Here is a 22,501-nt window from a genome sequence, read left to right as displayed (position 1 = left end):
ACCGATGTGCGGTCCGTCCGGCCCGCCTCGGCGGCCCCGACGGTCCTCGTGCGGATGCGGGTACCCCGCGAGCCGGGGCGCTCACCGCGGGCCCGCCCGGAGCGGCCCGGGGCGCGCCGGGCGTCCCGGGGACGCATCGCCCTCACTGTTCACCCCGCACCACGGGTCATTTCGGCCATATGGGTCGACATACCATTAATCACCCATTCTGGTCAGTACAGGGATGTTCCCGAACTGGTCACCGCCGTACGGCGATACGGTCGCCGACATGTCTGCCGACACCGCTCCCCTCGACGGGCGGGGTCGCACCGCCGAGTGCGCCGCCCGGCCGGTCCGCCCCCGCAGCTACGCCGAGGCCGTCGCCGCGGTCCGCGCCTGCGGCCCCCGCGGCGGTGTCCCGCGCGGCCTGGGACGGGCCCGCGGGGATGCCGCGCGGAACGCGGGCGGCGTCGTCCTCGACCTCACCGCGCTGGACCGCGTGCACGCCATCGACGCCGGCGAGGGCGTCGTCCTGTGCGACGCGGGCATCAGCCTGCACCGCCTGGCCAGGGTGCTGCTCCCGCTGGGCTGGTGCCTGCCGGTGACTCCCGGCACCGGCCGGGCGACCGTCGGCGGTGCCGTCGCCGCGGACGTCCACGGCATGAACCACCCCTCCGCCGGGTCCTTCTCCCGCCATGTGCGGGCCCTGGAACTCCTCACGGCCGAGGGGGAGATCCACACCGTCGCCCCCGGCACGCCCCTGTTCGAGGCGACGGCCGGCGGGATGGGCCTGACCGGGGCGATCCTCACCGCGACGCTGCGCCTGCACCCCGTACGGACCTCGATGATGACGGTCGACACCGAGCGCGCCCGCGACCTCGACGACGTCCTGGCCCGACTGGCCTCGCCCGGCCCCGGCCACCGCTACGCGGCCGCCCGGCTCGATCCGTTCGCACGCGGCGCGGCCGCCGGCCGGGCGGTGCTGGTCCGCGGCGGCCACACCCCCCTCCAGGCCCTGCCGGCCCGCGCGCGCCGGGACCCGCTCGCCGTCCGTCCGGCCCGGGTGCCGGCCGTGTCGGCCTTCCTTCCGGACGACCTGTTCGGTCCCCGCACGGCAGCGCTGCTGCACGAGCTGAGGTTCCGTACGGCGCCCCGCATCCGGACCCGGCGGCTCCAGCCGATGGACGCCTTCCTCCATCCGTCGGACCCGTGCGGCCCGTTCGGCGGGCCGCACGGCGGGCTCCGGCCGCCGGGCCGGGGCCGGGCCGTGCCGTACCGGATCGCCGTCCCGGACGGCCGCGAGGACACCCTGCGCCGGATCGTCGCCCGGATCGCCGAACGCCGCTGCCCCGGTCCCCCGCCGGTCCTCCGCCGGCTCGGCGAGGCCGGTCCGGGTCTGCTGTCCTTCCCCGTCCCCGGCTGGTCCCTGTCGCTCGGTCTGCCCGCCCGGCTGCCCGGCCTCGCCGCCTTCCTCGACGGCCTGGACGAGGAGGTCGCCGCCGCCGGCGGACGGGTCTGCCTGGCCGACGACACCCGGCTGCGGCCCGAGCTGCTCGCCGTGATGTACCCGCGCCTGGACGCGTTCCGCGCCCTGCGCGCCGAGCTCGACCCGCGCGGCGTGTTCGCCTCCGGACTGTCCCGCCGCCTCGCCCTCTGAGGGCCGGCCGTGGTCCCCGGCCGGGGAGCGCGCGGCGGAGGCGGTGCACCGGGGCCGCGCCCGGTGCCGTCCCGGGTACGGCACCCGCCGCGCAGGGCGTTCCGCTGGCTGTCGCCCCGGTGCTCAGTGGGCGGGCAGCGGGCCCTGCTCGACGGAGCGCGACGTGGCCTGCGGCGGCACCACCGAGCCGCCGAAGGGGTGCTCGCGCAGCTTGCGCCACACCCCGTCGGCGCCCTGCTCGTACAGGGCGAAGCCGGTGCAGGGCCAGGCCGCCTCGTACGCGGCGAGTTCCGCGAAGGCCCGGTCCATGGCCTGCTCGTCGATGCCGTGCGCGACGGTGACGTGCGGGTGGTACGGGAACTGCAGCTCGCGCGGGACCGGGCCGGAGGCGTCGCGCACCTGGGCCTGGAGCCGGGCGCACTCCTCGGCGCCCTCGACGACGTTGACGAACACCACCGGCGACAGCGGGCGGAAGGTGCCGGTGCCCGACAGCCGCATCGGGAACGGCCGGCCGGCCGCGGCGACGCGCGTCAGATGCGTCTCGACCGCCGGCAGCGCACCGGCCTCGACCTCGGTCGGGGGCAGCAGGGTGACATGCGTGGGGATGCCGTGAGCGGCGGCGTCGCCGAAGCCCGCGCGCCGTGCCTGGAGCAGGCTGCCGTGCGGCTCCGGGACCGCGATCGACACACCGATCGTTACGGTCCCCACGTCGTCTCCTGTCGTCGAGTCGGCTGTCGGGCCGGCTGCCGGTACGTGCTGCCGGTCACATGCTGCTGGTACGTGCTGCCGGTACGTGCTGCGGGGTTACGTGCTACGGGATACGTGCTGCGCGTTTGCGTGCTGCTGGCTTGCGTGCTGCTGGTTTGCGTGCTGCTGGTTTGCGTGCTGCTGGTTTGCGTGCTGCGGGTACCGCCTGCCGATACCGGCGGGCCGGGCGCGAGCCCGGCCGTCCGGCTATCGACTGTACGGCCACGACCGCGCCCCGGGCAGGCGCAGCCGGAGTGATGTGCAGCGCTCCGGCCCGGCCGTACGCGTGTGCGGGCGCGCGCGGCGCGCGCCCGGCTCAGTGCTTGGCGGGCAGGAATCCCACCCGGTCGTACGCCTGCGCCAGGGTCTCCGCGGCGACGGCGCGCGCCTTCTCCGCGCCCTTGGCGAGGAGCGAGTCGAGCGTCTCCGGGTCGTCCAGGTACTGCTGGGTCCGCTCCCGGAACGGTGTCACGAAGTCGACGACGACCTCGGCGAGCTCCGTCTTGAGCGCGCCGTAGCCCTGGCCCTCGAACTTCGCCTCCAGGTCGGCGATCGTCGCGCCCGTGAGGGTGGAGTAGATGGTCAGCAGGTTGCTGACGCCCGGCTTGGCCTCGGCGTCGTAGCGGATCACCGTGTCGGTGTCGGTGACCGCGCTCCTGACCTTCTTGGCGGTGGCCTTCGGCTCGTCGAGCAGGTTGATGAGGCCCTTCGGCGTGGACGCCGACTTGCTCATCTTGATCGCCGGGTCCTGGAGGTCGTAGATCTTCGCCGTCTCGCGCAGGATGTACGGCTCGGGGATCGTGAAGGTGTCCCCGAAGCGGCCGTTGAACCGCTCGGCGAGGTCGCGGGTCAGCTCGATGTGCTGGCGCTGGTCCTCGCCGACGGGCACCTCGTTCGCCTGGTACAGCAGGATGTCGGCGACCTGGAGCACCGGGTAGGTGAACAGGCCGACGGAGGCCCGTTCGGCGCCCTGCCTGGCGGACTTGTCCTTGAACTGCGTCATGCGGGAGGCCTCGCCGAAGCCGGTGAGGCAGTTCATGATCCAGGCGAGCTGGGCGTGCTCGGGCACGTGGCTCTGGACGAAGAGGGTGCAGCGCTCCGGGTCGAGTCCGGCCGCGAGCAGCTGCGCGGCGGCGAGGCGGGTGTTGGCGCGCAGCTCCTGCGGGTCCTGCGGGACCGTGATCGCGTGCAGGTCGACGACCATGTAGAACGCGTCGTGGGTCTCCTGCAGGGCCACCCACTGGCGGACGGCACCGAGGTAGTTGCCGAGGTGGAACGAGCCGGAGGTGGGCTGGATGCCGGAGAGCACACGCGGACGGCTCGGCACGGCGGTGCCGTTCCCCTGGGGGCTGTGCTGGGCGGCGGAGGGGCGGTCAGAGGCCATGCTCACCATTCTCTCAGGTCGCGGGGAGCGCTCGGGCCCCGGTCGGAAACAGCCGGGATCCGGTTCGCCTGCGGCGGTGTAACAGGGCCGGGCCGGGTGTACGGGCGGACCGGGCCCGGCCGCTTCCGGCGCGGTCCGCCGCGGCCGGCTACCGCCGCCGGGGCGCCGCCGGGCGGGGACGCCGCCGGGGCGCCGGGAGGCGGGGCGTGCCGCCGGGACCGCACCGGGCACAGCGGCGGGCACGGCGGCGGGCGTGCCGCGCCCGGTGCCGGGACGGGGACACGGCGCGCGGCGCCCGCCCCGGCGCCCGCCGCCGCGGGCCGGGCGCCCTGCGCGGCGGGCCGTCAGCCGAGGTCGACCTCGGGGTAGAGCGGGAAGCCGGACACCAGGTCGCCCGCGCGGTGGGCGATCTCCTCGGAGATCTTCGCGTCGAGGACGTGGGCCGCCTTGGAGGGGGCGCCGGACTTGGTGGTGCCGGGCTCGGTGGCGGTCAGGACACGGTCGATGAGTGCGGCCACCTCGTCCATCTCGGCGGTGCCGAGGCCGCGGGTGGTCAGGGCGGGCGTGCCGATGCGGATGCCGGAGGTGTACCAGGCGCCGTTGGGGTCGGCGGGGACGGCGTTGCGGTTGGTGACGATCCCGGAGTCCAGCAGGGCGGCTTCGGCCTGGCGGCCGGTGAGGCCGTAGGAGCCGGCCACGTCGATCAGGTTGAGGTGGTTGTCGGTGCCGCCGGTCACCAGGGTGGCGCCCCGGCGGGTGAGGCCTTCGGCGAGGGCGCGGGCGTTGTCCACGATCCGCCGGGCGTAGTCCTGGAAGGAGGGCCGCCGGGCCTCGGCGAGCGCCACCGCCTTGGCGGCCATCACGTGCGGGAGGGGGCCGCCGAGGACCATCGGGCAGCCGCGGTCGACCTGGTCCTTGAGGGAGTCGTCGCACAGCACCATGCCGCCGCGCGGGCCGCGCAGTGACTTGTGGGTGGTGGTGGTGACGATCCGGGCGTGCGGGACGGGGTCGAAGTCGCCGGTCAGGACCTTGCCCGCGACCAGGCCCGCGAAGTGCGCCATGTCGACCATGAGGGTGGCGCCCACCTCGTCGGCGATCTCCCGCATGGTCCGGAAGTTCACCAGGCGGGGGTAGGCGGAGTAGCCGGCGACGATGATCAGCGGCTTGAACTCGCGGGCCTGGGCGCGCAGGGCGTCGTAGTCGATGAGGCCGGTGGCGGGGTCGGTGCCGTAGGAGCGCTGGTCGAACATCTTGCCGGAGATGTTCGGGCGGAAGCCGTGGGTGAGGTGGCCGCCGGCGTCCAGGGACATGCCGAGCATGCGCTGGTTGCCGAAGGCCTGCCGCAGTTCGGCCCAGTCGGCCTCGGTGAGGTCGTTGACCTGGCGGGCGCCCGCCTTCGCCAGGAAGGGGGCCTCGACGCGGTCGGCGAGGACGGCCCAGAAGGCGACCAGGTTGGCGTCGATGCCGGAGTGCGGCTGGACGTAGGCGTGGCGGGCGCCGAAGAGTTCGCGGGCGTGCTCGGCCGCGAGGGACTCGACGGTGTCGACGTTGCGGCAGCCGGCGTAGAAGCGGCGGCCCACGGTGCCCTCGGCGTACTTGTCGCTGAACCAGTTGCCCATCGCGAGGAGGGTGGCCGGGGAGGCGTAGTTCTCCGAGGCGATCAGCTTGAGCATCTCGCGCTGGTCGTGCACCTCCTGGCCGATGGCGTCGGCGACCCGCGGTTCGACGGCGCGGATCACGTCGAGGGCGGCGCGGAAGGCGGTGGACTCGGTGGACAGGGGCTGCTGCTCCGGCATGGCGGCCTCCGGGGTACGTGGGTGTGTTCACGGTTCACGGCTGGCCCAGGCGCGCGGCACTGATCTCCAGGCGGCCGCTCCCCGATGGTCGGTCCCATCTCAGCACGCCAGTCACGGCCCGCGGCCAGCCTACCGGGCGTCTCCTCGCGCGCGGCTCCCGCGTCCACCATGCGGGCGACGGTAGGAAGGAGGCCCCGCCTTCTGTCTGCCACCCCCTGGGGAGACGCCATGACCGCGACCGAAGCCCTCATCGCCGCCGCCGAGGAGCACAGTGCGCCCACGTACCACCCGCTGCCGGTGGTGGTGGCCGAGGCCGAGGGGGCCTGGATGACCGATGTGGAGGGCCGTCGGTACCTGGACCTGCTCGCCGGGTACTCGGCGCTGAACTTCGGGCACCGCAACCGGCGGCTCGTCGACGCGGCGAGGGCGCAGCTGGACCGGGTGACCCTCACCTCGCGGGCGTTCCACCACGACCGGTTCGCGGCGTTCTGCGGTGAACTCGCGGAGCTGTGCGGCATGGAGATGGTGCTGCCGATGAACACCGGCGCGGAGGCGGTGGAGACCGCGGTGAAGACCGCCCGGAAGTGGGGCTACCGGGTCAAGGGCGTGCCGGCCGAGATGGCGAAGGTCGTGGTGGCGAGCGGCAACTTCCACGGCCGTACGACGACCGTGATCAGCTTCTCGACGGACCCGGCGGCACGGGCGGACTTCGGACCGTACACGCCGGGCTTCGAGATCGTGCCGTACGGGGACCTGACGGCGATGCGGTCGGCGCTGACGGAGAACACGGTGGCGGTGCTGCTGGAGCCGGTGCAGGGCGAGTCGGGGGTGATCGTCCCGCCGGCCGGCTACCTGCCGGCGGTGCGGGAACTGGCGCGCGAGCGGAACGTGCTGTTCGTGGCGGACGAGGTGCAGTCCGGACTCGGGCGTACGGGGCGGACGTTCGCCTGCGAGCACGAGGGGGTGGTGCCGGACATGTACGTGCTCGGCAAGGCCCTCGGGGGCGGGATCGTGCCGGTGTCGGCGGTGGTGTCGAGCGCGGAGGTGCTCGGGGTGTTCCGGCCGGGCGAGCACGGGTCGACGTTCGGCGGGAGCCCGCTGGCGTGCGCGGTGGCGTCGGAGGTGGTCGCGATGCTGCGGACGGGCGAGTTCCAGGAGCGGGCGGCCCGGCTCGGCGAGCGGCTGCACGGGGAGCTGGCGTCCCTGGCCGGGACCGGCGCGGTGACGGCGGTGCGCGGACGCGGGCTGTGGGCCGGGGTGGACGTCTCCCCGGCCCTCGGCACCGGCCGCGAGATCTCCGAACGCCTCCTGGACCGGGGCGTCCTGGTCAAGGACACGCACGGCGTCACGATCCGGATCGCGCCACCCCTGGTGATCTCCGAGGAGGACCTGGACTGGGGCCTGTCCCAGCTGCGGGAGGTGCTGACGGGGTGAGGGTGGTCGGCCGCGGCCCCGGTGTGCGCCCGCCGACCACCGGCACCGTCCGGCGCCGCGCCCGTACGCTGGTGGTATGGCTGAGCACTTGGGCGACCGGCTGAAGCGTCTGCGCCAGTGATCCGCACTGCTCCGGGTGACGCACACAGCCGCCGGCCGAGTGCCTCGGGGGCCCCTGTACCCGCGCGGCCGGAAGCCGACGGGTGTCAGGCGGGGTGTTCCGCGAGCAGGGCGTCGACTTCCGGTACGCCTGCGAAGTGCCGCAGCCGGGTGAGGACCGCTCGGGCCCGCTCGGCCGTGCGGTGGGAGGCCACTTCGGCGGAGATCGCGATCACTCGCCGGGCCACGTCGGTGGCCTCCTCCGGTTCGTTGGCGTCGCAGAGGGCGACGGCGAGCCAGGAGAGGTACAGGGCCATCTCCCGCATGTGCGTGGCGTCGTAGGAGCCGAGCACCTCCCGGAGCAGCGGCACGGCACGCAGCGGACGGTGCAGTTCGGTGTGGACGCGGGCCTCCATGACGCGCAGTTCACCGGCGTCGACCCAGTAGAAGTAGGCCGGGGACTCGGTGCCGTCACTGTGCTCACCGAGGGCTTCGGCGGCCTCGCCCAGCGCTCGCACGGCCTGCTGGCCGCCGTGGTGCCCGCCGCCTGCCTTGGTGTGCGCCCATGCGATGCGGTCGAGGTACAGGGCGCGGGCCTTCGGGGGCGCTTCGGCCCTGCTGTCGTGGAACGCCGCCCGGGCGAGTGCCAGGCCTTCGGCGGCCCGGCCGGTGTTGCTCATCTGGTAGGCGAGCGAACCGGCGAGGTTGCCGGCGAGCGTGTGGTCCTCGGCCTGCCGGGCCGCGCCGATTCCCAGCCGGTAGATGCGCTCGGCGTCCTCGTGCTGTCCGGCGTCGCTCGCGATCCACCCGGCGATCTGCGCCAGCTCGCCGATCTGCCGCAGGAGTTGCCGTCCCGTTTCGGCGGTGTGCGCGCCCTCCCGGTAGAGCCGTACGGCGGAGCGCAGCTCCCGGAGCGCGGGCCGGATCAGGTCACCCCCGGCCAGCACGTCGTCGGCCAGTCTGAGTCCGTGCACGCGCTGCTGGAGGTCGTGGACCTGCCCGATGCCGATACGCCGCCCGGTGCGGGTGCCGGGCGCGCCCAGCGGATCGTTGCCGGGCAGGAGGTCGGCGAGGGCCGGCGGCGGGGCGGGGGGCGGGGCTTCCTGCGGCGCCCGCAGGGCTTCCACGGGGACGCCGAGGGAGGTGGCGAGGGCCGGTAACCACTCGCGCGGTGTGCGCCTCCCCGTCTCCCAGCGGGAGATCTCCTGACGGCCGACCGGTTCGCCCCGTACGGCCGCGACGCGGCAGACCTCGTGTGCCAGGCGGGCCTGGCTCCACCCGCGCTGTTCCCGGTACCGCCGGATGTTGGCCCCGATGAGGCTGGTCATCCCCTCATTCTGGCCGACAGCGGGCCTACGTGTGGCCGCTGTGCGGACCCTCGCGGGGGCGGGAGGCTCCAACCGGCAGCAAGTGCCCCCGCGACGGCCGACGGTGCGCGGGCGTGGACCACCCGAAGGAGTCAGGCAGCGATGGCAGACGGTACGCGGTGCCCGCGGAGTGCGGGATGCGAGCCGGGGACCGGCACGGACACCGACGCACGCCGGTGGGAGTACACCACCTACGCCCCGGCCGGGGAGGTCTGCCCGGCGTGCGGGGAGGTGATCGGGAGCCTGGAGAGGTGCCGTCGGGGCATACTGCCGCGCGGGGTCGCGGCGTACTGGCACGCGGGGTGCGCCGGGCAGGGGGGCGGGCGGTGACGCCGGGTCAGGGGCAGGGGCGCGCCGGCCCGGGGGCGGAGCCCGGGGCGGGTCTGCCGCGCGGCTGGCGTGCCTTCTCCTCGCGGGCCGACGGGCGGGACGCCCCGTACTGGTACGCCGTGTCGCCGTACCCGGTGGACGCGCTGAAGGCGGAGTGGGGCGGGGCGGCGCATCCGCTGTGCCGGACCGTGTCCGCCGCCACCTGGGCCGAGCTGTCCGCCGAGGTCAGGGCGCAGGCGGAGTGGTACGAGCGGCTGACCGGAGGCCCGGCGTGACCCGGGCGGTGCTGCGGTTCGTGCCGCACACGATCCGGCATGTCCCCGAGGGCGGGGCCGTGTTCGAGGCGTGCTGCGCGGCGCCGGGCTGCGGTGCGGGGTCCGGGCCGCGGCCCGCTCAGGAGGCGGTCCTGGACTGGTGCCTGCGGCACACCGGGCGCAACCCCGGGCACAACCTGTTCCGCCGGGTGGTGACCGATCTGGCCCGGGTGACGCGGGAGGAGTGAGACGACCGGGGGCCCTGCCGCGCGTCCCCCGGGAACGCCGGACGGCCGGGCTCCCCACGCAGGTGGGGTGCCCGGCCGGTCAGCCTGGTCGCGGGGCGGGGCCGCTCCGCGGCGGGGGTCAGCTCTTGGGGAGCCACGCCTTCCAGACGTCCTCGTTGTCCTTGGCCCACTGCTCGGCGGCCTTCTCCGAGCTCATCTTCTTGTCGGCGATGAGGGCGGCGACCTCGTTCTGCTGCTCGTTGGTCCACTTGAAGTTCTTCAGGAACTCCGCGGCCTTCTCGTTGTTCTCGGTGAAGTCCGCGCTGAGGTACTTCTGCAGCGGGGTCTCGGCGTAGCCGCAGGCGATCTTCGCCGGGTCGGAGTCGCAGCCCTCCTCGTAGGCGGGCAGATTGACCTCGACCAGGTCGAGCTGGGAGTTCAGCCACTGCGGCGTCCACCAGTAGCTGATGAACGGCTTCTCGGCCTTGTAGCTCTCGCGGATCTGGGTGATCTGCGCGGCCTCGGAGCCGGCGTAGACCGTCTTGAGGTCCAGCTTCAGGTTCTTGATGATCGCGTCGTCGTTGGTGGTGTACGACGGCGAGCCTTCCAGCAGCTGGCCCTTGTCGCCGCTCTCGGCGGTCTTGAACAGGTCGGCGTACTTGTTGAGGTTCTTGTAGTCGGTGATGTCCGGGTGCTCGTCGACGAGGTACTTCGGCACGAACCAGCCGATGTGGCCGGTGACACCGAGGTCGCCGCCCTCGACGACGGACTTCTTGTCCTCGACGTACAGCTTGACCTTCTTCGGCGCGCCGCCCCAGTCCTCCAGCAGGGCGTCGGCCTTGCCGCTGTTGAGCGCGTCGAAGGCGACCGACTCGTCGAGCTGGGTCAGCTTGACCTCGGTGTCGAGCTCGTTCTCCAGGATGTACTTGGCGACGGCGGCGTTGGCCTCGGCGCCGACCCACGACGGAACGGCGATGGTCACCGTGTCGGAGCCGCCCGACGAGGCGTCGGTCTTGGCGGCGCTGCAGGCGCTGAGGCCGGTGACGCCGAGGACGGCGACGGTGGCGGTGGCGGCGCGGAGGAGGTGCTTTCTGTTCATCATGGGTGTGTTTCTCTCGTTCGGTCGAGCAGGAGGGTGGGTCCTGCGGGACGGCGGGGACAGACGGGGGCGGATGCCGGTCAGCGGGAGCCGGACGGGCGGGTCGAGCGCTGCGTGGTGCGGTCCAGGACCAGGCCGAGCAGCACGATCGCGACACCCGCGGTGAGGCCGACGCCGAGCTGGCTCTTCTGCAGGCCGTAGACGACGTCGTAGCCGAGGGCGCCGGAGCCGACGAAGCCGCCGACGATGACCATGGCCAGCACCAGCACCACGCCCTGGTTGAGGGCGAGCATCAGCGCGGGCCGGGCCAGCGGCACCTGCACCTGGCGGATCTGCTGGAAGGTGCTGGCGCCCATGGAGCGGGCGGCCTCCAGGGTGGCGCCGTCGACCTGGCGCAGGCCCTGGATGGTGATCCGGACGACGGCGGGCAGCGCGTACAGCACGGCCGCGGCGACGGCGGCGGAACGGCCCACGTTGAACAGGGCCACCACCGGGATCAGGTAGATGAACTGCGGCAGGGTCTGCAGGGTGTCCAGCACGGGCCGCAGCAGCCGTTCCAGCAGGGGTACGCGGGCGGCGGCCACGCCGATCGCGAAGCCGAGGACGAGCGTGACGGCGACGCCCGCGATGGCCTGGGACAGGGTGTCCAGGGAGTGGTCCCACACGTCGATCACGCCGACGCCGGCCATCGCCAGGGCGGCCGTGCACATCGCGCCCCAGCCGCCGGCCAGCAGGGCCAGTACGGCGACCAGCAGGACCAGCGCCCACCAGGGGGTCGAGGTGAGCAGGTCGCGGAGCGGGTCGAGCACCCAGGTGGTGAAGTTGTCGGCCCAGGTGCGGGTGCCGCCGACGACGGGCACGCCCTCGGCGAGGTGGTCGGTGCACCAGCCGACGAAGGTGTTGACGGGGCGGGCGATGTCCGCGGTCCACGCCTCGGGCCACTCGGCGATCAGCAGCAGCCAGCCGACGGTGCCCGCCACCGCGGCCGTCACGGCCGCCACCGCCCAGGCGCGCACACCGTGCAGCCAGCGGGAGCCAGCCGGGGCGGCGCCCCCGCCGAGCCGTTCGCCGGCCACCGCGGTGATGCGGTCCAGCCAGACGGCGAGCAGCACGATCGGGATGCCCGCGGCGAGGGCCTGGCCGACGTCGACGGTGGACAGCGCCCGGAACACCTCCTCGCCGAGGCCGCCGGCGCCGATCACGGACGCGATGGTGACCATCGACAGCGCCATCATGATCGTCTGGTTGAGGCCGAGCAGGATCTCCTTGCGGGCCAGCGGCAGCCGCGCGGTCAGCAGCCGCTGCGCCGGGCTGGTGCCCAGCGACTCGGCGGCCTCCATCACGCCCTGGTCGGCTCCGCGCAGACCGAGCGCGGTCAGGCGGGCCATCGGCGGGGCGGCGTAGATGATCGTCGCGATCAGCGCGGACGGTACGCCGATGTCGAACAGCAGCACCAGCGGCAGCAGGTAGGCGAACGCCGGCATGATCTGCATGGTGTCGAGCACCGGGCGCAGGATCCGCTCGAAGCGGTCGGAGAGCCCGGCGGCGAGCCCGAGCAGGGCGCCGATCACGGCGGAGACCGTGACCGCGACCGACATCAGGGCCAGCGTCTCCATGGTGGCGTGCCACATGTCGAGCACGCCGCACACCGCGAACGCGGCGAAGGTGACGCCGGCGAGCTTCAGCCCGCGCCGGTCGCGCAGACCGCCGATGCGCCAGGACAGCAGCACGGCGACGGTGATCACCGGCGCCCAGCCGAGGGTCTGCAGCAGGTCGCTGGTCCAGGCGACCGAGCCGTCGGCCCAGTTGCTCAGGTGCAGCAGGAAGTAGAGGAACACCGGGTTGGTGTCCCGGTTGTGCACGACCCAGCTGTAGGCGTCGTCCAGGGGGGACTTGACGTCGACGGTCAGCTGGTCGGGCCAGCCGCCGCTGCCCCACAGCACGGCGGCGAGCGGCACCAGCACGACGGCGGCGGCCAGCAGCGGAAGCATCCGGCGCACCAGCGGGTGGGTGAGCGGCGACAGCCGGGTGGTGCCGGTGGACTCCTCGGCCGGGGGCCGGCGCGGCGGGGCGGGGGTGACGACGGCGCTCATGCGGTCCACCCCCCGCTATGCGTGACGGCGCTCCGGGCGGCGGCGCGTGCGGGGACGCGTGCCGGCTCGGGGGCGGCGGGGACGCTCAGGGGGCGTGTGTCCGGGGTGCGTGTCACGCGGCCACCTCCTCGCGCTCCAGGCCGGCCACGACCCGCAGCAGGTCGGCGTGGTCGACCTGGCCGAGGCAGCGGCCGTCCTCGACGACGCAGGCGGCGCGGCCGGTGCGGGCGACCCTCTCGATGGCGTCGGTGACGACGGTGCCGGGGGTGAGCGCCGAGGGGTGCTCGGGACCCTCGCAGCCGCCGGGGCGCATCGCCGTACGGACGGTCATGACCTGCTCGCGGGGCACGTCGCGGACGAAGTCGCGGACGTAGGCGTCGGCGGGCGAGCCGACGATCTCCTCGGGCGTGCCGAGCTGCACGATCTGGCCGTCCCGCATCAGGGCGATGCGGTCGCCGACGCGCAGCGCCTCGCTCAGGTCGTGGGTGATGAAGACCATGGTGCGGCCCTCCTCGTGGTGCAGGCGGATGACCTCCTCCTGCATGTCCCGCCGGATCAGCGGGTCGAGCGCGCTGAACGGCTCGTCGAACAGCAGCACCTCCGGGTCGGAGGCGAGCGCGCGGGCCAGGCCGACGCGCTGCTGCTGGCCGCCGGAGAGCTGGCCGGGCCGGCGGGCCTCCAGGCCCTCCAGGCCGACCTTGGCGACCATCTCGGCGGCGCGCTCGCGGCGCTGCGCCTTGGGCATGCCCTGGATCTCCAGGCCGTAGGCCACGTTGTCCAGGACGGAGCGGTGCGGCAGCAGGCCGAAGTGCTGGAAGACCATGGCGGCGCGGTGCCGGCGCAGCTCGCGCAGCCGGTTCTTGTCCATGGCGAGGACGTCCTCGCCGTCGATCTCCAGGGTGCCGGAGGTCGGTTCGATGAGCCGGGTCAGGCAGCGCACCAGGGTGGACTTGCCGGAGCCGGACAGGCCCATGACGACGAAGACCTCGCCCTTGCGGACGTCGAAGGAGACGTCCCGGACGGCCGCGGTGCAGCCGGTCGCGGCACGCAGGTCGGCCTGGGACAGGCCGGCGTACTCCGGGTTGCCGGGGACGCGGTCGGCCTTCGGGCCGAACACCTTCCACAGCTCACGGACGCTGAAGACGGGCGGCGCGGCGGCGGCGCCCGCGTCCGCGGGGGTGCCGCCGTCCTCGCCGAGGACGGGCTTCGCGGGGTGGGATATGCCGCTCATCAGGCCTGGTTCCCTTCACTGGGGCCGGCCAGCAGCTCTGCTGCCTTCTCGCCGACCATGAGTACGCCGATCATCGGGTTCACCGAGGGCAGGGTGGGGAAGACGGAGGCGTCGACCACGCGCAGGGCGTCGAGGCCGCGGACCCTCAGCTCCGGGTCGACGACGGCGAGTTCGTCGTCGGCCGCGCCCATCCGGCAGGTGCCCGCCGGGTGGTAGACGGTGTGGTGGGCCTTGCGCAGCAGCTCGCTGAGCTGCTCGTCGTCGGTGACCTCGGGTCCGGGGAAGACCTCCCGCTCCAGCCAGCCCGCGAACGGTTCGGTCTTCGCGATCGCGCGGGCGATCTTCACGCCGTCGACGAGGGTCTGCGCGTCGTAGCCGTCCTCGTCGGTGAAGTAGCGGAAGTCCAGGGCGGGCTTGGCCTCGGGGTCGGCGCTGGTCAGGTAGAGCCGGCCGCGGGCGCGGGACTTGGGGATGTTCGGGGTCATCGACACGCCGTGCGCGGGGCGTTCGTAGCCCAGCCGCTCCGGGTTGTCGGTGAACGGGATCTGGTAGAAGTGGAACATCAGGTCGGGCAGGTCCTGCGTGTCGTCCCGGCGCACGAACAACGCGGCGTCGGAGTCCATCGCGGAGTTCTCCGGCAGCGGCCGGTTGGTCTCCCAGACGATCACCGACTCGGGGTGGTCCTGGAGGTTCTCGCCGACGCCGGGCAGGTCGTGCACGACGGGGATGCCGAGCTTCTCCAGGTCGCCCTTGGGGCCGATGCCGGACAGCATCAGCAGCCGCGGCGAGTCCACGGCTCCGGCCGAGACCACGACCTCGCGGCGGGCGGAGATCAGCTGCTCGGTGCCGTCCTTGGTGCGCACGTGGACGCCGGTGGCGCGGGTGCCGTCCAGCTCCAGCCGGTGGGCCCAGGTCTCCAGCAGCAGCGTGAGGTTGGGGCGGTCGCCGGCCTCCATGTGCGGGTGGAGGTAGGCGACGGAGGCCGAGGAACGCTTGTTGTTCTCGGGGTGGTAGGCGAGGTCGAGGAAGCCGACGCCCTCGTGGAAGGGCTTGGCGTTGAAGCCGGTGACCTCGGCGACGCCGGTGGCGGCCTTGGTCGCCTCGATCCAGTCCTTGGCGATGGCGTTCTGGTCCTGGTCGGCGACGCGCACGATGTTGTTGCGCAGCCGCGCGTAGTACGCCTCCATCGGCACCGCGCCCCAGCCGGTGGCGCCGGCGGCCTCCCACTCGTCCCAGTCGGCGGGCAGCGGCTTGAACGCGATGAGGGTGTTGTGCGAGGAGCAGCCGCCGAGGACCTTGGCGCGGCTGTGCAGGATGTGGGAGTTGCCGTTCGGCTGCTCCACGGTCGTGTACTCGTAGTCGAGTTCGCCGCCGAGCAGGCCCATCCAGCGGCGCAGGGTGAGGACGTCCTCACGGTCGATGTCGCTGGGGCCGCCCTCGATGACGGCGACGGTGACGTCGGGGTTCTCGGTGAGGCGGGAGGCGATGACGGAGCCTGCGGTGCCGCCGCCGACCACGACGTAGTCGTAGAGGTGCTCAGGGGTGGTGTCGGACACGGGATGTTCTCCGGAAGTCTGCGGTGGGGGGTGGACGGTCAGCCGGCGAACCAGCGGACGGGCTCGGGCGCGAGGTTCTGGTAGACGTGCTTGGTCTCGCGGTACTCGGCGAGCCCGGACGGGCCGAGCTCGCGGCCCGTTCCGCTCCTGCCGAAGCCGCCCCACTCCGCCTGCGGCAGGTACGGGTGGAAGTCGTTGATCCAGACCGTGCCGTGCCGCAGCCGGGCGGCGACCCGCCGGGCGCGCCCCGGGTCGGCGGTCCACACGCCGCCGGCCAGGCCGTACTCGGTGTCGTTGGCGAGGGTGACGGCCTCGTCCTCGGTACGGAAGGTCTCCACGGTGAGGACCGGGCCGAAGACCTCCTCGCGGACGACCTTCATGTCGCGGTGGCAGCGGTCCAGGACGGTCGGCTCGTAGAAGTAGCCGGGCCCGTCGGGGCGCTTGCCGCCGGTGCGCAGCACCGCGCCCTCGTTGAGCGCGGACGCCACGTACGCCTCGACCTTGTCGCGCTGCTGCTCGGAGACCAGCGGGCCGCACTCGACGCCGTCGTCGGTGCCGCGGCCGAGGCGGATGCGGGAGGCACGCCGGGCGAGTTCGGCGACGAAGCGGTCACGGACGGACTCCTCGACGATGAGGCGGGAGCCGGCCGAGCAGACCTGGCCGCTGTGGATGAAGGCGGCGTTGAGGGCCTGGTCGACGGCCGTGTCGAAGCCCTTCTCGGTGGCGCAGGCGTCGGCGAAGACGACGTTGGGGTTCTTGCCGCCGAGTTCGAGGGCGACCTTCTTGACCGTGACGGCCGCGGCCTGGGCCACCTTGACGCCGCTGACCAGGCCGCCGGTGAAGGAGACCAGGTCGACGTCGGGGTGTTCGGCGAGGCGGGCGCCGACGGTGTGGCCGGGCCCGGTGACGAGGTTGGCGACCCCGGCCGGCAGGCCCGCCTCGGCCAGCAGGTCCATCAGGGCGATGGTGGTCATCGGGGTGATCTCGCTGGGCTTGACCACGAAGGTGTTCCCGGCGGCCAGGGCCGGCGCGATCTTCCAGCTGGCCTGGAGCAGCGGGTAGTTCCAGGGCGTGATCAGCGCGCACACGCCGACGGGCTCGTGCACGACGACACTGTGCACGTCCGGGGTGCCGGCGTCCACGACGCGGCCGGGGGCCTCCGCGGCGACGAGGTCGGCGAAGTAGCGGAAGGCGGCGGAGACGCAGTCGATGTCGATACGGCCCTCTTCGGCGGTCTTGCCGGCGTCGCGCGCCTCCAGCAGACCGAGCCGCTCACGGTCGCGGTCCAGGAGGTCGGCGACCCGCCGCAGCAGGGCGGCGCGCTCGGCGACGGGGGTACGGGGCCAGGCCCCCTGCCCGCCGTCGAAGGCGCGGTGAGCGGCGGCCACGGCCAGGTCCGCGTCCTGTGCGTCGCCCTCCGCGACGACGGCGAAGGGGATGCCGTCCGTCGGGTCGAGGATCTCGCGTGTGGCACCGGCGACCGCCGCGTGCCACTGTCCGGCCACGTGGACGGTCTGCCGAGTGCGATGTTCCGCTGTGTCCGCCATTGCTGGGTTCTGCCTTCCGTTCCTGTTTCGTTCCCCTGTGTCACGTCTGTGTCACCCTCGGGGACCGGGAGCGCCTGCCCCCACCTGCACCGGGGCATGCCGAATTGGTGGCGGAAAGTGTTCGGCGTCACTGAAAGTCCCCGGGTACGGGCCCGAAGGGCGGGTGCATACACGAACGAAACGGGCAAACCTACGGTCGGGCGCTCCGGAGCGAAGACGACGCCACCGCCTCGGCCGGTTCGGCATCGCGACAGCACAGAGTCACCGTCCGACCACGTCACGGCACCGCCGCACCGCGCTGTCACGGTGCGGCCGCACCGCGGCCTCGCCGCATCGCGGTACCTCCGGACCGCGGCATCGCCGGACCGCGGCACCGCCGCACCGCGGCATCGCGGCATCGCCGCACCGAGCGGCCTCGCCGCACCGCGGCACCACCGCATCGCGGCACCACCGCACCGCGGCATCGCGGCATCGCGGCGGCATGGGCGCCGGCGCGCCACGGGCACCGGCGCGGTGGGACCGGGAAACGCGAAAGTCCCCCTCCGCCAGAGGCGGAGGGGGACTTTCGGCGATGGAGCGCTGGGCAGGCCTTGCACCTGCATCTCCCCGCAGGAAGCGGGGCGTCTTTCCTTGGACCACCAACGCACGGCCGGTTCCGGGTGGTTCCGGCGACCGGTGCGTGATCAACTCTAGCGCATGATCGCGGACCCGGTCACACACCGGCCGGACGTCGCGGAGCCCGCCCGGGACGGAGGCCGCGGACGACGGTCTCGGAGCGGCACCGGAACCCCGGCCGGGCCCCACCGGGATCCCGGCCGGGTATCGCCCCGGAGCCCTGCTCCGGGCCCCTGGACCGGACCCCGGAGGAGAGCCTCGTACGGCGGACTCAGATGAGGCCGAGGGCGCGGACCGCCTCGCGCTCCTCCGCCAGCTCCTTGACGGAGGCGTCGATGCGGGCGCGGGAGAACTCGTTGATCTCCAGGCCCTGGACGATCTCGTAGGCGCCGTCCTTGCAGGTGACGGGGAAGGAGGAGATGAGGCCCTCCGGGACGCCGTAGGAGCCGTCCGACGGGATGCCCATGGACGTCCAGTCGCCGTCGGCGGTGCCGTTGACCCAGGTGTGGACGTGGTCGACGGCGGCGTTGGCGGCCGAGGCGGCGGAGGACGCGCCACGGGCCTCGATGATCGCCGCACCGCGCTTGGCGACGGTCGGGATGAACGTGTCGGCCAGCCACTGCTCGTCGTTCACGACCTCGGCGGCGTTCTTGCCGGCGAGCGTGGCGTGGAAGATGTCCGGGTACTGGGTCGCGGAGTGGTTGCCCCAGATGGTCAGGCGCTGGATCTCCGACACCGGCGTACCGGTCTTCTTCGCGAGCTGGGTCAGCGCGCGGTTGTGGTCGAGGCGGGTCATCGCGGTGAACCGCTCGGCCGGCACGTCCGGCGCGGCGGCCTGCGCGATGAGCGCGTTGGTGTTGGCCGGGTTGCCGACGACCAGGACCTTGACGTCGTCCGCGGCGTGGTCGTTGATGGCCCGGCCCTGCGGCTTGAAGATGCCGCCGTTGGCCTCCAGGAGGTCGCCGCGCTCCATGCCCTTGGTGCGGGGGCGGGCGCCGACCAGCAGGGCCACGTTCGCGCCGTCGAAGGCGACGTTCGGGTCGTCGCTGATCTCGATGCCGCGCAGCAGCGGGAAGGCGCAGTCGTCCAGCTCCATGGCCGTGCCCTCGGCGGCCTTGAGCGCCGGGGTGATCTCCAGCAGGCGCAGGTTGACCGGTACGTCCGCGCCGAGCAGCTGGCCGGAGGCGATGCGGAAGAGCAGGGCGTAACCGATCTGGCCGGCCGCGCCGGTGACGGTGACGTTCACGGGAGTGCGGGTCATGGCGTTCTCCGTATGAAGCTGACATGGGGCGGCACTGCCCCGGTGCGGACGTACAGATGATCGATCTCTTGGTATCAAGAGATCCAGCGGTCAGGCTATCGCGCCCGCGTGATCCCCGTCGTCCGGGTCGGTGTGGCCCGGCCCACAGGAGTCACGTACCGGCCAGGACGGCCCCGGGGGGACGCGGGCGACGGCCGTCCGCCCGGGGGAGGACGGGCGGTCCGGACGCCGAACGGGCGTGCCGAACGGACCGGACTCCTGAGGGGGCACCGCACACATGCCCCGGATCCGGTCACCCATGCCTGCCCGTCCGGCCCCGGCACCCGGCCGGCCGGGGCGGCGGAGCGGGGGGGGCGCCGGATCGGTCTGCGGCCGGGCGGGACGGCACCGCGAACGCGTGGGCGGGGGCCGGGAGGACCGAGGGGCGTGCGCCGCACCGCGCGGGGCAGGGCCCGGACGCCCGGGCGGGCGGACCGCCCGCGCGCCGGTCCGGGGAGGGCGGAGACGACGCCGCGGCCCGAAGTGCCGGGGATCCGCGCGGACACATGCGCTCAGGCTCCGGTCCCGCCGGAGCGGCCGGGAACACCCGGAGGCCTCGGCCCGCGTGCCGGAGTCCGGCGCGTACGGCCGCGGGCATCCGGCGCCCCGCCACGTCGCTCGCCGGCGGCGCGCCCGGAGGGGCCGCCGGCCCGGGCCCCGCCACGGAAGCGGCGTTCCCGGCCCGGCCCAGCGGCCGGGGGCGGCGTCACTCCGTGCAGGTGGTGGTGCCGGCCGCGAGGGCCGCGCAGGCCACCGCCTCGGCCGCGTCCCGCACGGCCACCATCGGGGTGTACGCGCTGGTGTCGCCGGCCTCGGTGACGGTGCTGCGCCGGCTGCTCGTACCGACCTTGACCGTCACCTCGTCGCCCTGGGCGGCGGCGGTGATGCGGCCCCACGCGGCCTGGCACGTCTCGCTGTAGCGGACCTCGACGACGGTCGTGCCGGCCGTGGCGGTGGCGGTGGTGGTGACCAGGTCGCCGCTGCACCCCATCGCCTCGGCGTCCTCGCCGGTGCAGCTCGCGCCGACGCAGTCCACCCCGGGCGGCAGCACGGGCTCCTCGGTCACGGTGGGCGAGGCCGTGGGCGCGGCGGCCTCGCCGTCCCGGCCGCCGCGGTCGGCGAGCAGGTACGCGGCGGCCAGCACGACCACCAGGCCGACGGCACCGGCGACGAACATGGCCGGCCGGCGGCCGCGGCCGCCTCGTGCGGCCGCCGGGGAACCGCCCGGCGGCGCCCCGAACGCGCCGCCGGAACCCGGCGTGTCCTCGGCACGGCCGCCGCCGTCCGCCAACCCCGCACCCGCCCCGTGGCCCGCGGCCGGGGCGGCGGCCGCGGCCGGTGCAGTGGCGGGCCTGCGGCCGGTCGGGGAAGGGCCCCGGTAGCCGGCGACGTTCCAGGAGTTGACGCCCGAGGGCTCCTCGCCCGCGGGCGTCCCGGCGTCGCGGAGGTCGGCCGCGGGCCCCGACGGCTGGACCGGGACGCCGGGCACGGCACGCCCGGCGTGTCCGGGGACCGGCCCGCCCGCGGAGTCGTCGGCGCCCGGCGCGACGGTCGCGGAGCCGCCCCTGCGGGACGTCCCGGCGCCCTTGGCGTTGCCCGGAGGCGGCCCGAACTCGCTGAGCGCGGCACGCGCCTGCGAGATCCTGATGGCTTCCATGGTCATGTCGTGGCGCATCTCCGCACGGCTCCAGGCGCGTTCGGCGAGCTCCCACATGGTGGTCAGGTGGACCGGGTTGGTGCCGGTGACCTCGGCGAGGGCGACGATGGCTCCCTTGGGCGCGAGCAGCCGTCCGTTCAGGTAGCGGTCCCAGGACGTCCTGCTGTAGCCGGTCTGGTCGGAGACCGCGGCGACGCTCAGGCCGCTGCGGTCCACCAGGCGCCGCAGCTGACTGGTGAACTCCCTGATCTGCGGATCGAGCTCATCGGGCAAAGCCTTCCAGCGAGGCATCGCTCTCCCCCTCTTCCCCCCGGTACGTGCTCATGGTGTGCCCCCGTGTGACCGCCCTGCCGCCGGGTCGCGAGCCGGCCATCCACAGGGATGCGCGGTTCGGGATCCCGGTTCCCGGGGTGCGGGGCGCACGGGGCGCGTTCCGCGGGGGTGCTCCGTCGCACTCCGTCGGACCGCGGTCCAGTGTTCCACCGATTCCGGCCGGAGACAGCCACACCCCGGACGTGACCTCCGCCCGGCGGCGAGGGGCCGCGCCGCGCGCCGACGGGCCGGCCCCGACGGTCCCGACGGTCCCGACCGTCCCGACCGTCCCGACCGCACACGGTATCCACCGGCGGGCGGGCACGTCGGGTCCGTGCCGCGGACGTATCCGTACATCGACACAACGGACACCGGCACGTGACCTTGCCGCTGCGCGTCGCTCCCGCCCCGCCCTCGTGCCGGGCCGTGCGGGCCGGCGGCGCGTCAGTTGTCGACGGTGAAGTGCAGCGTGTCCTTCAGGAACGGGATCTCCAGCCACGGCTTGGGCTGGACCATCAGCGCCAGCAGCACGATGGCCAGCCCCAGCACGCCGTACGTCACGATGTCGGTGAAGCGGGAGCGCACCGCGAGCATGCCGACCCGGGGCAGCAGCCAGCGCAGGACGGCGCCCGCGAGCAGCGCGGCACCGATCAGCAGCGCGCCGACCCGGAAGTGGTCCAGGGCCGTGACCAGCAGGCCGACGGCGACCGTGCCGAGCACGGCGAGCAGGGGCCACTGCCGGGCGGGCGCGACACCGGACGCGGCGCGGCCGCCGCCCTCGGGCCGCGCGGTGTCGCGGGTGATCCGCGGGAAGCGCCGCGTCGTGCGCCGTGGAGGGTCCTCGGCGTCGGGGGCGTCGGGGGCGTCGGGGGCGTCGGGGGCGTCGGGGGCGTCGGGGGCGTCGACCGCGTCCCGCACCCGGGGCGCGGCACCCTCGGGCCGGCTACCGGCCCGCACTGCGCTCGGCCGCCTCGACGACGTTGACCAGCAGCTGGGCCCGGGTCATGGGGCCGACGCCACCGGGGTTGGGGGAGATCCAGCCGGCCACCTCCCGCACGTCGGGGTGGACGTCCCCGACGATCTTGCCCTCGGCGCTGCGGGAGACGCCGACGTCGAGCACGGCGGCGCCCGGCTTGACGTCCTCGGCGCGGATCAGGTGCGCGGAGCCGGCCGCGGCGACGATGATGTCGGCGCGCTTGAGGTGCGAGGACAGGTCGCGGGTGCCGGTGTGGCACTGGGTGACCGTGGCGTTCTCGGAGCGGCGGGTCAGCAGCAGCGGCATCGGCCGCCCGATGGTGACCCCGCGCCCGACCACGACGACCTCGGCGCCCTTGATCTCCACGCCGTGGCGGCGCAGCAGGGTGAGGACGCCGTTGGGCGTGCAGGGCAGCGGGGCGGGCTCGTTGAGGACGAGCCGGCCGAGGTTCATCGGGTGCAGTCCGTCGGCGTCCTTCGCCGGGTCCATCAGTTCCAGGATGCGGTTCTCGTCGATGCCGCGGGGCAGTGGCAGCTGCACGATGTAGCCGGTGCAGGCCGGGTCCTCGTTGAGCTCGCGGACGACCGCCTCGATCTCCTCCTGGGTGGCCGTGGCGGGCAGTTCGCGCTGGATGGAGGCGATGCCGACCTCCGCGCAGTCGCGGTGCTTGCCGGCGACGTACTTCTGGCTGCCGGGGTCGTCCCCGACGAGGATCGTGCCGAGGCCGGGCGTGACGCCCTGCTCCCTCAGCGCCGCCACGCGGGCGGTCAGGTCGGACTTGATCGCGGCTGCGGTGGCCTTGCCATCGAGAATCTGGGCGGTCATGGCCCCATCCTCCCGG

Annotated in this window: 17 protein-coding genes and 1 riboswitch; of the genes, 4 read left to right on the top strand and 13 right to left on the bottom strand. The window is 74.1% G+C overall.

Annotation, left to right across the window (positions count from 1 at the left end):
• The first annotated feature begins 268 nt into the window (after positions 1–268).
• Positions 269–1,636: an FAD-binding oxidoreductase gene (locus tag AC5K6T_RS01540; protein ID WP_493204931.1), complete on the top strand. Its 1,368-nt coding sequence runs from the start codon at positions 269–271 to the stop codon at positions 1,634–1,636.
• A gap of 123 nt (positions 1,637–1,759) precedes the next feature.
• On the opposite strand, the gene AC5K6T_RS01535 is transcribed toward AC5K6T_RS01540, so the two are convergent.
• From AC5K6T_RS01535 to AC5K6T_RS01525, 3 genes are all read right to left on the bottom strand, one after another.
• Entirely contained in the window at positions 1,760–2,344 is a 585-nt protein-coding gene (locus AC5K6T_RS01535) for a 2'-5' RNA ligase family protein (protein WP_493204929.1), read from the bottom strand.
• 355 nt (positions 2,345–2,699) lie between these two features.
• Positions 2,700–3,776 carry a tryptophan--tRNA ligase gene (gene trpS / locus AC5K6T_RS01530; RefSeq protein ID WP_493204927.1) on the bottom strand — a complete coding sequence of 359 codons (1,077 nt, stop codon included), beginning with the start codon at positions 3,774–3,776 and terminating at the stop codon, positions 2,700–2,702.
• A 335-nt stretch (positions 3,777–4,111) separates the two neighbouring features.
• Entirely contained in the window at positions 4,112–5,563 is a 1,452-nt protein-coding gene (locus AC5K6T_RS01525; protein ID WP_493204926.1) for a glycine hydroxymethyltransferase, read from the bottom strand.
• Positions 5,564–5,599: 36 nt separating this feature from the next.
• Positions 5,600–5,688, bottom strand: a riboswitch (ZMP/ZTP riboswitch).
• Positions 5,689–5,791: 103 nt separating this feature from the next.
• On the opposite strand from AC5K6T_RS01525, the gene rocD reads away from it, so the two are divergent.
• Positions 5,792–6,997, top strand: coding sequence for an ornithine--oxo-acid transaminase (gene rocD / locus AC5K6T_RS01520; RefSeq protein WP_493204925.1), 1,206 nt, complete (start codon positions 5,792–5,794; stop codon positions 6,995–6,997).
• 206 nt (positions 6,998–7,203) lie between these two features.
• Here rocD and AC5K6T_RS01515 read toward each other — a convergent pair whose 3' ends face one another.
• Complete coding sequence (locus AC5K6T_RS01515) at positions 7,204–8,424, bottom strand: helix-turn-helix transcriptional regulator (RefSeq protein ID WP_493204923.1); 1,221 nt, start codon at positions 8,422–8,424, stop codon at positions 7,204–7,206.
• A gap of 365 nt (positions 8,425–8,789) precedes the next feature.
• Between AC5K6T_RS01515 and AC5K6T_RS01510 the strand changes: the two genes are divergently transcribed.
• Both AC5K6T_RS01510 and AC5K6T_RS01505 read left to right on the top strand, forming a co-directional pair.
• Positions 8,790–9,068: a hypothetical protein gene (locus AC5K6T_RS01510; RefSeq protein WP_493204922.1), complete on the top strand. Its 279-nt coding sequence runs from the start codon at positions 8,790–8,792 to the stop codon at positions 9,066–9,068.
• Complete coding sequence (locus AC5K6T_RS01505; RefSeq protein ID WP_493204920.1) at positions 9,065–9,295, top strand: DUF7848 domain-containing protein; 231 nt, start codon at positions 9,065–9,067, stop codon at positions 9,293–9,295. Before AC5K6T_RS01510 ends, AC5K6T_RS01505 begins: the two co-directional genes overlap by 4 nt.
• Positions 9,296–9,413: 118 nt before the next feature.
• Here AC5K6T_RS01505 and AC5K6T_RS01500 read toward each other — a convergent pair whose 3' ends face one another.
• The 9 genes from AC5K6T_RS01500 to AC5K6T_RS01460 form a co-directional block, all read right to left on the bottom strand.
• The gene (locus AC5K6T_RS01500; protein ID WP_493207276.1) at positions 9,414–10,373 is read right to left on the bottom strand and encodes an ABC transporter substrate-binding protein; all 960 of its coding nucleotides are present in this window, start codon (positions 10,371–10,373) and stop codon (positions 9,414–9,416) included.
• 80 nt (positions 10,374–10,453) lie between these two features.
• Positions 10,454–12,466 (bottom strand): ABC transporter permease subunit, encoded by a 2,013-nt coding sequence (locus AC5K6T_RS01495; protein WP_493204919.1) that lies wholly within the window; start codon positions 12,464–12,466, stop codon positions 10,454–10,456.
• Positions 12,467–12,578: 112 nt separating this feature from the next.
• On the bottom strand, positions 12,579–13,697 hold the full coding sequence (locus tag AC5K6T_RS01490; protein ID WP_493204917.1) for a quaternary amine ABC transporter ATP-binding protein: 1,119 nt from the start codon (positions 13,695–13,697) through the stop codon (positions 12,579–12,581).
• The gene (locus AC5K6T_RS01485; RefSeq protein ID WP_493204915.1) at positions 13,697–15,253 is read right to left on the bottom strand and encodes a GMC family oxidoreductase; all 1,557 of its coding nucleotides are present in this window, start codon (positions 15,251–15,253) and stop codon (positions 13,697–13,699) included. Before AC5K6T_RS01485 ends, AC5K6T_RS01490 begins: the two co-directional genes overlap by 1 nt.
• Positions 15,254–15,291: 38 nt before the next feature.
• Positions 15,292–16,800 (bottom strand): aldehyde dehydrogenase family protein, encoded by a 1,509-nt coding sequence (locus tag AC5K6T_RS01480; RefSeq protein WP_493204913.1) that lies wholly within the window; start codon positions 16,798–16,800, stop codon positions 15,292–15,294.
• Between the two features lie 886 nt (positions 16,801–17,686).
• The gene (locus tag AC5K6T_RS01475) at positions 17,687–18,676 is read right to left on the bottom strand and encodes a malate dehydrogenase (RefSeq protein WP_493204911.1); all 990 of its coding nucleotides are present in this window, start codon (positions 18,674–18,676) and stop codon (positions 17,687–17,689) included.
• Positions 18,677–19,421: 745 nt separating this feature from the next.
• A complete protein-coding gene (locus AC5K6T_RS01470) occupies positions 19,422–20,663 on the bottom strand; it encodes a helix-turn-helix domain-containing protein (protein WP_493204910.1) in 1,242 nt (413 codons plus the stop codon).
• 465 nt (positions 20,664–21,128) lie between these two features.
• Positions 21,129–21,602, bottom strand: coding sequence for a DUF3017 domain-containing protein (locus AC5K6T_RS01465; protein ID WP_493204908.1), 474 nt, complete (start codon positions 21,600–21,602; stop codon positions 21,129–21,131).
• Between the two features lie 25 nt (positions 21,603–21,627).
• Entirely contained in the window at positions 21,628–22,485 is an 858-nt protein-coding gene (locus AC5K6T_RS01460; RefSeq protein WP_493204907.1) for a bifunctional methylenetetrahydrofolate dehydrogenase/methenyltetrahydrofolate cyclohydrolase, read from the bottom strand.
• Between the last annotated feature and the right edge of the window lie 16 nt (positions 22,486–22,501).

It is taken from the genome of Streptomyces sp. B8-7, assembly GCF_058833805.1.
This window is presented reverse-complemented; position numbering and strand designations above follow the sequence as displayed.

Excerpts from the sequence above, each read along its gene's own strand:
- AC5K6T_RS01540 (WP_493204931.1), top strand. The coding sequence starts at position 269 with ATGTCTGCCGACACCGCTCCCCTCGACGGGCGGGGTCGCACCGCCGAG.
- trpS (WP_493204927.1), bottom strand. The coding sequence starts at position 3,776 with ATGGTGAGCATGGCCTCTGACCGCCCCTCCGCCGCCCAGCACAGCCCC.
- AC5K6T_RS01525 (WP_493204926.1), bottom strand. The coding sequence starts at position 5,563 with ATGCCGGAGCAGCAGCCCCTGTCCACCGAGTCCACCGCCTTCCGCGCC.
- rocD (WP_493204925.1), top strand. The coding sequence starts at position 5,792 with ATGACCGCGACCGAAGCCCTCATCGCCGCCGCCGAGGAGCACAGTGCG.
- AC5K6T_RS01515 (WP_493204923.1), bottom strand. The coding sequence starts at position 8,424 with ATGACCAGCCTCATCGGGGCCAACATCCGGCGGTACCGGGAACAGCGC.
- AC5K6T_RS01500 (WP_493207276.1), bottom strand. The coding sequence starts at position 10,373 with ATGAACAGAAAGCACCTCCTCCGCGCCGCCACCGCCACCGTCGCCGTC.
- AC5K6T_RS01495 (WP_493204919.1), bottom strand. The coding sequence starts at position 12,466 with ATGAGCGCCGTCGTCACCCCCGCCCCGCCGCGCCGGCCCCCGGCCGAG.
- AC5K6T_RS01490 (WP_493204917.1), bottom strand. The coding sequence starts at position 13,697 with ATGAGCGGCATATCCCACCCCGCGAAGCCCGTCCTCGGCGAGGACGGC.
- AC5K6T_RS01480 (WP_493204913.1), bottom strand. The coding sequence starts at position 16,800 with ATGGCGGACACAGCGGAACATCGCACTCGGCAGACCGTCCACGTGGCC.
- AC5K6T_RS01475 (WP_493204911.1), bottom strand. The coding sequence starts at position 18,676 with ATGACCCGCACTCCCGTGAACGTCACCGTCACCGGCGCGGCCGGCCAG.
- AC5K6T_RS01470 (WP_493204910.1), bottom strand. The coding sequence starts at position 20,663 with ATGCCTCGCTGGAAGGCTTTGCCCGATGAGCTCGATCCGCAGATCAGG.
- AC5K6T_RS01460 (WP_493204907.1), bottom strand. The coding sequence starts at position 22,485 with ATGACCGCCCAGATTCTCGATGGCAAGGCCACCGCAGCCGCGATCAAG.